Source organism: Mycobacterium gastri, from assembly GCF_002102175.1.
GTDB lineage: Bacteria > Actinomycetota > Actinomycetes > Mycobacteriales > Mycobacteriaceae > Mycobacterium > Mycobacterium gastri.
In genome coordinates, this window is sequence record NZ_LQOX01000085.1 from 1 (window position 1) to 13,439 (window position 13,439).

Below are 13,439 nucleotides of genomic sequence, written 5' to 3' on the forward strand. Positions count from 1 at the left end.
CATCACTGGCAAACGGGTGGTCCCATGACCGTGGCTAAACCCTGCTCAAACCGGTCCCATCACGGTGGCGGTCGACAGATGTCATCTATGTGCATTTCGACACGTCAACAGCGAATCGCTTGCGCTCACCTTCCCGATCCCCACCTGACACATCGACCTGTGCCTTTTCCACATCGCTCACCACAGTCACGTCACCGCTCCTGCAGCATGTGGCGGTTTGAAGCCACCCCCCGCAGGGCGACTCCGAAGGGCCGACAATCCTTCATCTCCTGCACAGCACCGCTTCGGAAAGCTCTACCTACATCGAACTCCCTTCCACGCTCGGGACACACCCGTCACTGCACACTCGATGCGGCGGCATGGCAGCCGATACGGTGAGCACGTGCGACATCCCCCGAACGCCCGCCATCACAAGCGGTTTGAGCAAAGGTGCGGTATCGGCGTGCCGTAAAAGGAGCCAAGGTGTGCCGAAAACAGAGCCAGGGCATCCAAAGGCTGCCCAAGAAGACATCGTTGACCAGCCGCATTCGCGGTCACCATCAATTTCCGAGTGAGCTAGGCACAACACCCGACCCCCAGTGACTCAAGTGACTGAGGTGACGAGTCACAGCACTTGGCAGAGACGGTGGCCGCTAGGGCCGCGCCGACAGCGCCTAAACGCCCTTTGGCCGGGTCCCGATCACCCCGCTGGCCGCCAGCCGCGCGAGTTCCTCCTCGGTCAACCCGCACCGCTCGCGCAGTATCTCCGCATTGTGCTCGCCAAGGGTCGGCGGCGGGCGCCGCAACCATTCCCGCTGGCCGGCCAGCCGCGCGAACGGCGGTGTCGGATAAAGTGCTTGCCCGATACGGGAGTGGACCAGCGACTCGAAAAAGCCGCGATCACGCAGTTGCGGATTTTCGGTGACCAACGACGGCGAGACGACCGGTGCGGCCGGAATGCCCGCAGCAGCAAGAGATTCCACAGTCGACACCAGCGATTGCGCGGCGAACCAGTCCAGCAGCCGGCCATCGATTTCGTCGGCGCGCTCGCGCCGCCCCGCGGCGGTCGACAGCGACTCGTCACACCAGGAGGGTCGGTCCATCAACTCCACCAGCGCACGCCACTGCCCGTCGTCGCAAATACTGACCGCGATCCAGTCGTCGTCGCCGGCGCAGCGGTAGATGTTCTGCAGGGCCCCACCGAAACCCCGATTGCCCCGCCGCTCGAGCGTGACCCCGTAGACCTCGTATTCGATCGGCTGAATCGCGGTGGTGTTCAACACCGACTCGACCATCGGCAACTCGACCTGCTGGCCCACTCCGGTACGTTCGGCGAAGTTCAGCGCCGCCAGTACCGCGAACGCCGCATGCACGCCGGCCAGCGGATCACACGCGCCGCGCGGGGTCACCGGCGGCGTCTCCGGCAATCCGGTCACCCACGTCAGACCGCCGATCTGCTCCATGGTGGGGGCGAAGCCGACCCGGTCACGCCACGGACCCGCCAACCCGAACGCCGGCATCCGGGCGACCACGAGTTTGGGGTTCACCTTCAGCAGTACCTCGGCGGTGAGCCCGAAGTGCTCCATCACCCGCGGCGAGAAGTTCTCAATCACCACGTCGGCATCCGCGGCCAATGCGAGGAACAACCGGCGCCCGTCATCAGAGCCCAAATCCAATGTGACCGAACGCTTGTTGGTGTTCATCGCGTGGAACACCCAGCCGTACTCCCACCAGTCGTCCACATCGGTGCGCATGCCCCCCGAGTAGCGGATGCCGTCGGGCCGCTGAATCGACTCGATCTTCACGACATCGGCGCCGAACGCGGCCAGCAGGTGAGTGGCAGCCGGCCCCGCCCAGAAGGCGGTCAGGTCGATGATCCGAACACCGTCCAGTGGTAACCCGTGCGGGGTCGGCTCAGACCTGGAATCCTGTTGCTGCCACGGCCGTTCGTCGTTGTCCGCACCTAACCCGGCAGTCGGGCGAACCGGCGCGGGCCCACACTGCGACATCAACCACGGCGGGCGGGGTTGGTGAAAGCCGGCGGGGTTGTCGACGAACACTTCCCGCTCGACCATGTACTCCATGTCGCGGATGGTGGCGCCGTTGCCCAACGCCGCGATCGGCAGCCGGAACAGCTGACCCAGTGCGACGATCTCCTCGACGGTCCGCTCGGCCATCCACGGACGGATCGATTCGCGGATGAGGTCCCGGTATTCCCAACGGCCGATCTGGAATCGCAACTGCGGAATCTCCTCTAGCTGAGGACATTCGACCATTGCGATGAAGTCGAGCCACTGTTGGCCGGTGACCATGGTGATCCCGACGTAGCCGTCCTTGGCGGGTTCGATCGACGGCACTTCGAGGGTGCGGCGGACCGGCGGAACCCGCAGCAGCTGCGAATGCAGCCATTCGCTGCTTTGCATCAGGGACATCGCCTCGAGCATGGACAGATCCAGATGCTCACCCGGGCCGCCATGTTCGACGCGCCGGCGCACGGCCAGTGCGCCGAATGCGGCGAACACCCCGCCCATGTACTCGCCCAGGCCACCGCCGATCGAGATGGGCGGTCCGGCGGGATCACCCCGGAAGCCGGGCGAGCCCGCCCATGCCTGAAGTGTGAACTCGGTGGCCGCCCGATCGGCGAACGGACCGGTCCAGCCGAAATCGGAAATCGTGACCACGACCGCCTGCGGAGACTCGGCCAGCAACCGTCGGGGGTCGATGCCCAGAGCGGTCGCCTGCGATCGGCCACAGGTGGCGATCACGACGTCGGCAGCAGCGAATTCGGCACGGTATCGCTCGGAATCCGGGGCCAGGGTCAGGCTCTGCTTGCCGGCATTGAGGTAGCAGTACAACGGCGAGGCCGGCGAACCGTCGGGCACCGGCGAACAGCTGGGCGAGTATCGGCGCAGCGGATCCCCTTGCGGTGGTTCGATTTTGCGTACCCGCGCACCGGCATCGATCAACAGCTTGCCGCAGTAGCTGCCGGCTATGCGGTCACTGATCTCGACGACGCGCAGCTCGTCCAGCGGTGTCGGCCGCCTGCCTAACCCCTGACTCACGCTGCCGAGCATAATTCGACCACCCGTGACCTCAGCACTGGGCGCGCGCAACCCCGATCTATTCCCACCGCAGTTTCCGGCGCGCTGTGTTCTTCTGGGGTACTCACGCCGTCGTCGACGAAAAACGACACCAGTCCCGGCCCTCTTTGGTCAGGGTGGTAGAGCAGCGCGGGAAGGGCACCGCCAATGAGATGCTATTTATGCCATTACTGCTAAGATAGACAACGCAAGTCGAGTTGGCGGGGTCAGCTCCCCTGCTTGTTCTATCGAGGATCGGATGACCACCCTGGGAACTGGCCCTGATACCCGACGCAGGCTGTCTGCGCCGAGGATCGCCGAAATAGTAGCCGATGAGCTGCGTCGCCAGATCATCGACGGCGAGCTCGCCGATGGTGATCTGCTACCCCGCCAGGAAGTGCTGGTCGAACGGTTCAACGTCAGCCTCGTGTCGCTGCGGGAGGCGTTGCGGATTTTGGAGACCGAGGGGTTGGTGTCCGTCCGCCGCGGTAACCGAGGCGGGGCCGTCGTGCACGCGCCGGCCAAGACCAGCGCCGCTTACATGCTCGGCCTGCTGTTGCAAAGCGAGTCCGTCGCCGTCAGCGATCTGGGCGCCGCGTTGCAGGAACTCGAGCCTGCCTGCGCCGCGCTGGCGGCCCAACGACCGGACCGCGCAGATACTTTGCTGCCCGAGCTCAAGCAGATCAACGAAGCCATGGCAGAGCACCTCGACGACGGGCGGCAGTTCACCGAAATCGGCCGTCAATTCCACGATCTCATCGTCCGCGGCTGCGGGAACCACACCATCATCGCGGTCGTGGGCAGCCTGGAGACCCTGTGGACCAGCCATGAACAACAATGGGCCGACGAGAGCGCGGCGCGGGGCACCTACCCGTCGTTGGCCAAACGGCGCGCGGTCCTCAACACCCACATCAAGCTGGCCGAGACAATTGCCGAGGGAGACGTCGACCGGGCCCGGCGCATCGCGGGCCGACACCTCGCCGATACCCAGACGTACGTCTTGTCCGGCGGTGGTGAACAACGGATCTATGCGCTGTCACCGCAGGCTCTGTCACGCCCGCGGGACATCCGGCGCCCCTGATTCCGGTGCGAACCGCGTTGGTCACCGGCGGCAGCGGTGGGATCGGTAAAGGGTGTGCCGGCAAGCTTTGCGAGCTGGACTACGACGTGGTACTGGTGGCGCGACGGGAAGGCCCGCTGCGGGCGGCAGCGCAGGAGATCGGAGCGCGCTACATTGTCGCCGACGTGTCTGACCCAGCCGGATTCGCCACCGCCATAAGCGAACTCGACACCATCGACCTGGTCGTGCACGCTGCCGGCGCACTGGGCGGAACCTACGCACGCAAGCAGACCTTCGACCAGTGGCGCACGATCATCTCGGCCAATCTGGACTCCTGTTTTGTGGTGACCTCCGCGGTGCTGCCCCGCATGAGTTCCGGTTCACGGCTGGTCTTCATCTCCTCGTCGGCCGCGCACGAGCCGATGCCGGCCCGAACCGCGTACTCGGCATCGAAAGCCGGCATGAACGCGTTCGCCCGCGCACTGGCGCTCGAAGTCGACCGCGACGGCATCAGCGTCCACCTGGTGACCCCGGGACCCGTGGAAACCGAGATGCTGCAGGATGTTCCGTTCGAGATGTATGCGATCCAGGTGTCCGACATCGCCGAAACGGTGGCCTGGCTTGATACCGTCGACCCGTCCGTCGACCTGCCGGAGATCCGGCTCAGCGCGGTGCAGCGCGGTCCGTTCGCCCGGCCGCCGGTGGTGCCTACCGAGGCCCGTCGGCGCGCGTCGCCGAAGTCTGCCGGATCTCCGGGAAGCCCTTGATCACCGATTCGCCGAACTCGGCCAGCGAATCCGGCGCGGCGAAGTCGGTGAACCACACGTAGAAACGCTCGACCCGTTGCGCGGCCAGGCCCGCGAAGTGCTCAATCAGTTCGCTGGCGTTACCGCACACCAGCCCTGGGCCCAGATAACCGAATCGCCGGGCGCTCACCTGGCGTACCGCATCCGGATCGGCTCCCGCCCGGACAAAGCCCACCATCTGCTGCACGGAGATACGGGCCGATCCCGCAGCCGGGGCCAGGCTCGGCAGCCGGTCGAGGTGGTTGGCTTGCAGATTCCACCAATCCGCGTATCTGCGAACCAGTTCCATCATCCGGCGCCCGCTGCCGCCCAAGATCAGCGGTATCGGACGCACCGGTCTGGGCGATTGAGCTTCCGCACCGTCCGCCCAGTACTGCGTGATCAGCGCGAGGTGTCGCTGCAGTTGCTCCACCCGGGCCACCGGATCCTGCTGACCGACACCGAATCTGGCGAACTCCGCCGGCCAGGATCCCGAACCGATGCCCAGCTCGAACCTGCCATCCGATGCCGCTGACAGCGTGACGGCCTGCTTGGCCAGAACGGCTGGATGCCGGAACGCGTCGCAGAGCACCAGGTGGCCGATGCGCAGCCGCTGCGTCTTGGCCGCCACCCAGGTGGCGACGGTCATTGCCTCCCAGATGTTTTCAGCGGGCTGCCCGGGGGCCTCGAGATGATCGATGAACGCCACACCGTCAAACCCACTGGCCTCGGCGTGCCGCGCCCGCTCCACGAAATCTGCTACCGGCAACCGCACCTGCGGCAGGAACAGATACCACTCGACCATTCGCCCACCCATGCGTGTCCGACAGCGTCCTGCGCGATTGCGCCCGGGTTGCCTAGTTTACTATTTTTATTATGTTAGGGGTGTTATGGATGTCGACCTGACTTCAGAGCAGCTGGCGCTGCGCGACACCGTGCGCGACGTCCTGCGCGTCGAGTGCCCACCCGACGCCGCCCGGCAGGCAATCACCGATCCGGACCGTTGGCGCACGCTGTGGAAGACAGTCGTCGGTCTCGGCTGGACCGAACTCGCCACAGCCGATCCGTCCGGCGATTTCGGCCCCGTCGAGCTGGTGCTGGTCCTGGAACAATGCGGTGCGGCCATCGCCCCCATCCCGCTGCTGAGCAGCGTCGGCCTGGCCGCGGGCATGTTGCGGACCTGCCGTCTCGACGATGTGCTGGCCGAGATCGCCGGAGGTGTCGTCGCAACCCTGGCCGTCCACTCCCGCGGACACCGGCTGCCAGGGGCACCCATGACGCTGCAGGACGGGCACCTGCGCGGACATGCCGTCGCGGTGCCCAATCTGGTCCAGGCCGAGCTGATCGTCACGCTGGCGACGTCGGACCAGGGCCTGGTAGCCGCGGTCGCGCGCGCCGGCGACGGGGCGGTCATCCGGGCCGGCGAGTCGACCGACCCCGCGCAACCCGTCGCCGATGTCGAAATCGACACCGCTGCGATAGCCACCGCACCGGTCGACAGCGTCGAATCGGCGTTGACCGCACCGCTGATCGCCGCTGCCGCCGACCTGGTCGGAGTGGCGACCGCGGTCCTGCACCGCGCCGTCGAACACGCCAAGACCCGCCATCAGTTCGGCAAGCCGATCGGCGCATTCCAGGCGATCAAGCACGCGCTGGCCGACAACTACGTCAAGGTCGAGCGCGCCCGCAGCCTCACCTATGCGGCGGCCGCCGACCCCGACTGGACCACAGCGGCGCTGGCCAAGGCAGCCGCCGGCGAGGCCGCGACCCGCTGCGCGCGCACCGCGGTCCAGGTGCACGGCGCGCTGGCCCAGACCTGGGAACACGACATCCACCTCTACGTCCGGCACGCCTGGCAGGGCGCGGCGATGCTGGGCGACAGCCGCGCGCTCTACCACGAGGTGGGCCGACGCTTCGCCGGCGGCGCGCCATGACTGCGCCGGTCTCAGAATTCCGCGAATGGCTCACGACCTTCCTGCCGGGCGACTATTACGAGCGATATCGCCAGTACCGCTGGGACATTCGGCTGCGACGCGAGTATCAGCGGGCCGCCTTCGAGGCGGGGTGGATCCAACCCACCTGGCCCCGCGAGCATGGCGGCCGTTCGCTGAGCCTGCGCGATGCCATGGAAATCCGGATCCAGGCCGCGCTGTGCTCAGCTCCCAAACTGCCCAACATCGCCGGACCCAACGTCGCCGCACCCGGCATCCGTCAATTCGGCACCCCCGAGCAGATCGACCGGCTGCTGGTTCCGCTGCTGCGCGGTGACGAGTGGTGGGCGCTGGGCATGTCCGAACCGGAAGCCGGATCGGATTTCGCCGGCTTGCGCACCCGCGCCGACCGCGACGACCCTAATAGCAAGGTGTTCCGGGTCAACGGCCAAAAGATCTGGACCACGCAGGCCCACGAGTCGCGGTGGTGCACCCTGTATGCCCGCACCGACCCGGATGCGCCGAAACACCGCGGCATCTCCTGCCTGATTCTCGACCTGCACTCGCCCGGGGTGCGGATCGAACCCATCCGGATGGCGTCGGCGTCCGACGAGACGTTCTGTGAGGTCTTCCTCGACGACGTCGAGGTGCCCGTCGACAACCTTCTGGGTCCCTGCAACGGCGGCTGGAATGTGGCGTTGGCGTCGCTGCACCATGAGCGCCAGATGATCTGGGTCATGAACTGGGTCGAGATCAAACGTGGACTCGCCGCGCTACAGAGCACCCGCGATCCCGACATCTACGCCGAGCTGGGCTCGCTACTGGCCGATGCCGAGGCGCTGCGCGCCACCGGCTACCGGGCCCTGAGCAACGAACTCGCCGGCCGGACCAGCCCGGAGGCCGACATCCTCAAGCTGCTTGGATCGGTTACCTTACAACGGGTTTGGGAACTGGGCGCAGCGGCCGCAGGCCCGGCTTCGGCCGGTGACGCCGACCTGCTCTTCGAACGCCAGGACGCGCTTGCCGCGACCATCTACGGCGGAACATCCGAGGTCCAGCGCAACATCATCGCCGAGCGGCTGCTCGGGCTGCCGAAGGGATGACGACGATGGATTACGACCTCGGCGAGGACGCTGCTGAACTGCGAACCCGGCTGCGGCAGTTGATCGCCAACCACGTGCCGACGGGCTTTCTGGGCGCTTGCACCGACGATCCACAGGACCTGGCCACCACCGAGTCGTTCTGCAAACTCCTTGCCGCCGAAGGGCTGCTGGCGCTGGCCTGGCCGAAAGAACATGGGGGCGGCGGTGGTTCGGTCTGGCAGCAGACCGTCCTGCGCGAAGAGATGTGGGCCCACCACGAGCCGCGCGGCCCACAGTACATGGGTATCAACTGGGTCGGCCCGGCGATCATGCGATACGGGACGGCAGAACAGAAGGCCAAGCACCTATCGGCGATCGCAGCCGGCGAAGTGGTGTGGTGCCAAGGGTTTTCCGAGCCGGAGGCGGGCACCGACCTCGCGTCGCTGCGCACCCGCGCCGTGCCGGACGGCCCGGACGGCCGGGGCTGGCGCATCACCGGCCAGAAGGTGTGGACGTCGTATGCCCAGATGGCCTCTTGGTGTGTGCTGGCGGCCTGTACCCACCCGGATGCTCCTAAATCCCAGCGGCTCACCCTGTTTCTGGTGCCGATGGACCGGCCCGGTATTGCGGTTCGGCCGATCCCGTCGATGCTGGGCCCGCATCACCTCAACGAGATGTTCCTCGACGGGGTGCCGGCCTTCCCCGGCGATGTGCTGGGCGAGCCCGGCGAAGGTTGGCGGGTGATGCGGGATGCCCTGGCCTTCGAACGCGTCGGCATCGCCCGTTACGCGCGCTGCGAATCGTTGCTGCACCGGCTGCGCACCGAGCTCGGCGACGACTGGGACCGGCTGCCCGAAACGATTCGCGTCCGCTGGGTTCGGGCGCTCGCCGACTTGCGGGTGGCCAGATTACTGTCCTATCGAGCGGTGTCGCTGCAGGATGACCCGGAGGCGGGTGCGGCAGCCAGTGCCGCCCGTATCGCGACCACCACCTGCGATCAACAGGTTGCCGAGCTGCTTTTCGACGTGCTCGGGCCGGCAGCGCTGGACAGCGGTGTCACGGCCCCGCTGCACGGCGCGATCGAAGATCATTGGCGTTACGCGCAGGCGGCCACCGTGGCGTCGGGCACCATCGAAGTACAGCGAATGCTGGTAGCACGTGACGTCTTGGGGGAACACCGGTGAATACCGAACTGCCGCAAGATATTACCGACTTCGCCGCCATCGCGGCCAAGCGCCTCGCGCGGGTGGGCGGACCGCCGGCGGCGCTGCGGGCCGAGACCGACGACAGCGTTCGCCACGCGGCAGGCGAGGCGCTGGTGCAGCTGGGTGCCTTCGAGCTGGATGTGCGGTCCGCATCCGACGATCTGCTGGCCGCCGCGGTGCTGTGCCAGGCCGCCGGCGCCGCCGCCTTGCCCTACCCCCTCGTCGAAGAGTTGCTGGCGATCGACGGCGCCCGCCTGGCTCTGGTGAATCCGCAAGCACCCCGCGTCGATCACGGCGACTTACCCGGCGACTGGATCGCCACCGACCTCGACGGCACTCGTTATCCCGTGCAACCCGCGGTGCGCACCGCGGCCAAACTGGGGCCGTTTCTGGTGCCGGCGGCCTTGGGAGCGCCCGATGGCACGGTTTCGGCCGCCGACATTAACCTTCATCTTGTGCTGGGATCATGGCGGCTGCTGGGAGCGGCGCAGCAGTCGCTGAACATCGCCACCGACCATGTGCGGAGCCGGGTTCAGTTCGGCAGGCCGCTGGCCGATTTCCAGGCCGTCAGGTTTGCCGTCGCCGATGCGTCCGTCGCTGTCCGCGGGCTTTTCGAACTCGCCAAGTACACCCTGAGCCGGTCGCGATCGACTGCGGCGCAAGTGGGTTCGGCCGACGCGCTGGTGCTGCGGCTAAAGGCCGCCGACACCGCGCGGCAGGTGCTGCGCACGTCGCATCAGCTGCTCGGCGCGCTGGGCTTCTGCGACGAGTCCGACGTCAGCGTGCTGGACCGGCACACCCAACCCCTGATCCGGTTGCCATTGGGAACCGAAGCACTCGCCCAGCGCCTGATCTCCGATGTCCGTGACGGCTATCTGGAGACGCTCTTCACCGGGCTGGTACCCGCATGAGCCTTCCCATCGTATCCGCCGTCACCCCCAATCCACTGGCCGACGGCATCCCGTTCGCGACCAAGCTGCAGGAGCTGGCCAAGCAACGAAGCGACGAAGCTGCCCTGACCACCGTGGCGCCCGACGGCAGCACCCGCACGCTGACCTTTGCCGAACTCGACGCCCGGGCCAACCAATGGGCGCGGGCGCTGGACGCCAGTGGCGCCCAGATCGGTTCTCTGGTCGCCATCGCGATCCCCAACTCCGTGCACCTCGTGCTGACCATATTGGGCTGCTGGAAGATCGGCGCGGTTCCGGTTCCCATGCACTGGGATCTACCCGAGTGGGAGCGGAACCGGGTGCTGGACGTCATCGACGCCGCCGTAGTGGTCGACGAGAAAAGCCGGTGGGAGCTGGATGTGCGCGCCGCTGTCGAGCCGGAAAGCACACTGCCCGAAGCTGTTTCACCCACAGCCCACGGAATTTGCAGTAGCGGGTCAACCGGCGTTCCCAAGGTGATCCTCAACCTGGCGCCCTCGCTGTGGACGCCTCAGCACAGCGAGCCGTTCTTGTCAGCCTGGACGCCGGTGGCCCAGCCCCAGACCATCCTGGTGCCCGCGCCGATGTACCACACCAACGGCTTTGCCACCCTGCATTTCCTGTTGGGCGGCGACCAATTAGTGGTATTGGAAAAGTTCGATGCCGCAACGGTTGTCGACACGGTCGAGCAGTACCGGGTCACCAACTTCACGGCCACCCCGACAATGCTCAAGCGCATCGCCGCGGTGCCCGGCATCGGTCGGCGCGATTTGTCCAGCATCGACTTCATCCTGCAGGGCGCCGCCGTGATGCCGCCGAGGCTGCTGCACACCTGGTTCGAGCTGCTGAGCCCGGAACAGATCGTGATGGCCTACGGCATGACCGAAAACCTCGGGCTCACGGCGCTGCGGGGCGACGAATGGCTGACGCATCCGGGCAGCGTCGGCCGCGGCTTCCGGGACACCGAGATCCGGATCCTGGACACCGAGCAGCAGCCGCTGCCCCCCGGCGAACAAGGCGAGGTCTACCTGCGCGCGCCGATGAGTGCGGGATACCGCTATCTCGGTGGCGCACCGCCACTTCCGTCGACCGAAGACGGGTTTCGGTCGGCCGGCGACATCGGTCACCTGGACACCGACGGCTACCTCTACATCACCGACCGTCGCGCCGACATGATCATCACCGGCGGCGCCAATGTCTTTCCGGCAGAGGTGGAGTCCGCACTGGCCGGGCACCCCGATATCGCCGACGTCGTGGTCATCGGCATCTCGGACCCGCACTGGGGACGCCGGGTCCATGCCGTCGTGCAAGCCGCGGCACCGCTGACCGACCAACAGGTGATCGAGTACGCCAAGAACCGGCTTGCCCCGTACAAAGTGCCCAAGACAGTGGAATTCGTCGACCAGATTCCCCGCACGGCGGCAACCAAGGTCAATCGCTCGGCCATGATCGCCGCCCGGGGCGGCTGAGCCTCGCAAACGGTGGATGTGCGGTGCGGAAATGCGCGGGCGTAAACGCCGGACACGCCGGTGAGACCGCTCTACGCTCACTGGTAGCTCCCTCCCGGCCCTCACCGTAGAGGAGGACGGTCCGATGACCTTCATGCTTACCCGGCCTGACATCGTGGCGACTGCTGCGGCAGACGTAGCGCAGATCCGCTCGGCGATCGGAGCGGCCAACGCGGCCACGGCGGCCTCGACGACCGGGGTGATAGCCGCGGCGCGCGACGAGGTGTCGGAGCTCATCGCGAGCCTCTTCCGGGCATACGGCCAGGAATGCCAGGCCGTCATGACGCAAGCTGGAGCGTTTCACGATGCGTTCGCCCAGGCGTTGGCCACCGCGGCCGGCTCCTACGCACAGGCCGAGGCCGCCAACGCCGCCGCGGTGTCGAAGGCGCTGGCCACCATCAGCTCACCCGTGCGCGCAATGCTGGGGGGTCTCGCGCCCAGCGCTTCGGGCGCCCTGGCGTCCGCGGCTCCCTCGGCGGCAGCGGTGAACACCCTGGTCATGGGTGGCAGCGGGAACCCGATTCCGTCGATTGATTATGTAAACAACATTGTCTCGAAATACATCGCGCCCGTTTTCACGGTCGATCCGAACCTGGTGCAGAGCTTTTTCACACCGGAGGGGTTCTATATCGATACTGGTGTCAAGACCTTGCCCCTTAACGTGTCGGTGGCTCAGGGTGTCACTATCCTGACCAACACGCTCGTCGGCACTAACCCTCCCTATGCAGGGCTGCTGACCAGCGGAAACACTGTCAACGTATCGGGCGAATCGCAGAGCGCCATGATCTCCTCACTGGTAATGCGGGCGCTCAACCCCACCAACTCGGGGGCCGCCGGAAGCCCGTACTTCAACAATTTGACCTTCACGTTGGTCGGTAATCCGATGAACCCCAACGGAGGCCTGTTCGAGCGTTTCGTCGGGCTCAGCCTTCCAAGCCTGGGGATAGAGATGTACGGCGCAACCCCGGACAATGCCTTCCCGACCACGATCTACACGATCGAATACGACGGCGCCGCCGACTTTCCCCGATACCCGATCAATTTCCTGGCCGACCTCAACGCCTTCTTAGGCATCCAATCCCTGCACGGCCAGTATGCGAGTCTCACCCCCGAGCAGCTTGCTACGGCTATTCCGTTGACGAACACAGTGGGCCCCACCTCGACCAGCTACTACATGATTCCCACCCATGATTTGCCGCTCCTGGAGCCGGTGCGGGCAATACCATTCGTCGGGGAGCCCATCGCAGATTTGGTTCAACCCGACTTGAGGTACCTGGTCAACTGGGGCTACGGCGATCCCGCCTATGGCTGGTCGACCTCGCCGCCGAATGTGCCCACCCCGTTCGGAGTGCTGCCGCCGCTTAGCGCCACCACTTCCCTGCCGGGATATTTGGCGATCGGAACCCAGCAGGGAATCAGCGCGTTCATCAACGACATCAGCGCCGGGATAGCGACGTTTCCCGACCTCCCGGCCGTGCTGCTGGGGGCTCCACTGGGCGCGGCCGGCTCACCGTCGCTGCTGTCCGGGCTGTCGCCGGCGGCGTTCTCCCCAACCGACTTCATTCACTTTCTGCAGTCAACGAACACGACGGTCACCAACTTCATTACCAGGACGGCTGCGACCACCTACGCGGCTTTGCTGCCGACAGCCGACATCGCGAACGCGATCTTCACCACGGTGCCGTCCTACAACGTCAACCTGTTCCTCAGCGGGATGGAACAGGTATTCACCGGTGACCCCGCCGGTGGGCTGGTCTATGCGTTCGGCGCTCCCATAGCGGCTGACATCGCGTTGGGCACCCTCTTAGCCGGCTTCCAACTCAGGTCGTTCTTGGGGATAACCAGTCAGTTTGTCTAGCTGCGGCGGTCAATGGGCCGGG

The 13,439-nt window shown here is 66.2% G+C and carries 10 protein-coding genes; 8 read left to right on the forward strand and 2 right to left on the reverse strand.

What is annotated here, in order from left to right; translation table 11 throughout:
• Positions 1-653: 653 nt before the first annotated feature.
• Positions 654-3,053, reverse strand: a complete 2,400-nt coding sequence (locus tag AWC07_RS08500; protein ID WP_036417600.1) for a CaiB/BaiF CoA-transferase family protein — start codon at positions 3,051-3,053, stop codon at positions 654-656.
• Between the two features lie 265 nt (positions 3,054-3,318).
• Here AWC07_RS08500 and AWC07_RS08505 point away from each other — a divergent pair, with 265 nt between their 5' ends.
• Positions 3,319-4,140 carry a FadR/GntR family transcriptional regulator gene (locus AWC07_RS08505; protein ID WP_036417598.1) on the forward strand — a complete coding sequence of 274 codons (822 nt, stop codon included), beginning with the start codon at positions 3,319-3,321 and terminating at the stop codon, positions 4,138-4,140.
• Between the two features lie 5 nt (positions 4,141-4,145).
• The gene (locus tag AWC07_RS08510) at positions 4,146-4,886 is read left to right on the forward strand and encodes an SDR family oxidoreductase (RefSeq protein ID WP_036417596.1); all 741 of its coding nucleotides are present in this window, start codon (positions 4,146-4,148) and stop codon (positions 4,884-4,886) included.
• On the opposite strand, the gene AWC07_RS08515 is transcribed toward AWC07_RS08510, so the two are convergent.
• Entirely contained in the window at positions 4,828-5,709 is an 882-nt protein-coding gene (locus AWC07_RS08515) for an LLM class flavin-dependent oxidoreductase (RefSeq protein ID WP_051508187.1), read from the reverse strand. The genes AWC07_RS08510 and AWC07_RS08515 overlap by 59 nt on opposite strands.
• Before the next feature lie 85 nt (positions 5,710-5,794).
• Here AWC07_RS08515 and AWC07_RS08520 point away from each other — a divergent pair, with 85 nt between their 5' ends.
• The 6 genes from AWC07_RS08520 to AWC07_RS08545 all read left to right on the forward strand — a co-directional run bounded on the left by AWC07_RS08520 (position 5,795) and on the right by AWC07_RS08545 (position 13,417).
• On the forward strand, positions 5,795-6,838 hold the full coding sequence (locus AWC07_RS08520) for an acyl-CoA dehydrogenase family protein (RefSeq protein ID WP_036417594.1): 1,044 nt from the start codon (positions 5,795-5,797) through the stop codon (positions 6,836-6,838).
• A complete protein-coding gene (locus AWC07_RS08525; RefSeq protein ID WP_036417592.1) occupies positions 6,835-7,938 on the forward strand; it encodes an acyl-CoA dehydrogenase family protein in 1,104 nt (367 codons plus the stop codon). Before AWC07_RS08520 ends, AWC07_RS08525 begins: the two co-directional genes overlap by 4 nt.
• Complete coding sequence (locus AWC07_RS08530; RefSeq protein WP_208622382.1) at positions 7,935-9,101, forward strand: acyl-CoA dehydrogenase family protein; 1,167 nt, start codon at positions 7,935-7,937, stop codon at positions 9,099-9,101. The genes AWC07_RS08525 and AWC07_RS08530 overlap by 4 nt, the downstream gene beginning before the upstream one ends.
• Positions 9,098-10,033, forward strand: a complete 936-nt coding sequence (locus AWC07_RS08535) for an acyl-CoA dehydrogenase family protein (protein WP_036417590.1) — start codon at positions 9,098-9,100, stop codon at positions 10,031-10,033. Before AWC07_RS08530 ends, AWC07_RS08535 begins: the two co-directional genes overlap by 4 nt.
• Positions 10,030-11,520, forward strand: a complete 1,491-nt coding sequence (locus AWC07_RS08540; RefSeq protein WP_036417589.1) for a class I adenylate-forming enzyme family protein — start codon at positions 10,030-10,032, stop codon at positions 11,518-11,520. The genes AWC07_RS08535 and AWC07_RS08540 overlap by 4 nt, the downstream gene beginning before the upstream one ends.
• Positions 11,521-11,644: 124 nt before the next feature.
• Positions 11,645-13,417, forward strand: a complete 1,773-nt coding sequence (locus AWC07_RS08545; protein ID WP_085105028.1) for a PE family protein — start codon at positions 11,645-11,647, stop codon at positions 13,415-13,417.
• Positions 13,418-13,439: the final 22 nt, after the last annotated feature.

Bases quoted from the DNA above. Each gene is read 5' to 3' on its own strand.
- AWC07_RS08520 (WP_036417594.1), top strand. From the start codon at position 5,795: ATGGATGTCGACCTGACTTCAGAGCAGCTGGCGCTGCGCGACACCGTG.
- AWC07_RS08525 (WP_036417592.1), top strand. From the start codon at position 6,835: ATGACTGCGCCGGTCTCAGAATTCCGCGAATGGCTCACGACCTTCCTG.
- AWC07_RS08500 (WP_036417600.1), bottom strand. From the start codon at position 3,053: ATGCTCGGCAGCGTGAGTCAGGGGTTAGGCAGGCGGCCGACACCGCTG.
- AWC07_RS08505 (WP_036417598.1), top strand. From the start codon at position 3,319: ATGACCACCCTGGGAACTGGCCCTGATACCCGACGCAGGCTGTCTGCG.
- AWC07_RS08540 (WP_036417589.1), top strand. From the start codon at position 10,030: ATGAGCCTTCCCATCGTATCCGCCGTCACCCCCAATCCACTGGCCGAC.
- AWC07_RS08545 (WP_085105028.1), top strand. From the start codon at position 11,645: ATGACCTTCATGCTTACCCGGCCTGACATCGTGGCGACTGCTGCGGCA.
- AWC07_RS08530 (WP_208622382.1), top strand. From the start codon at position 7,935: ATGACGACGATGGATTACGACCTCGGCGAGGACGCTGCTGAACTGCGA.
- AWC07_RS08515 (WP_051508187.1), bottom strand. From the start codon at position 5,709: ATGGTCGAGTGGTATCTGTTCCTGCCGCAGGTGCGGTTGCCGGTAGCA.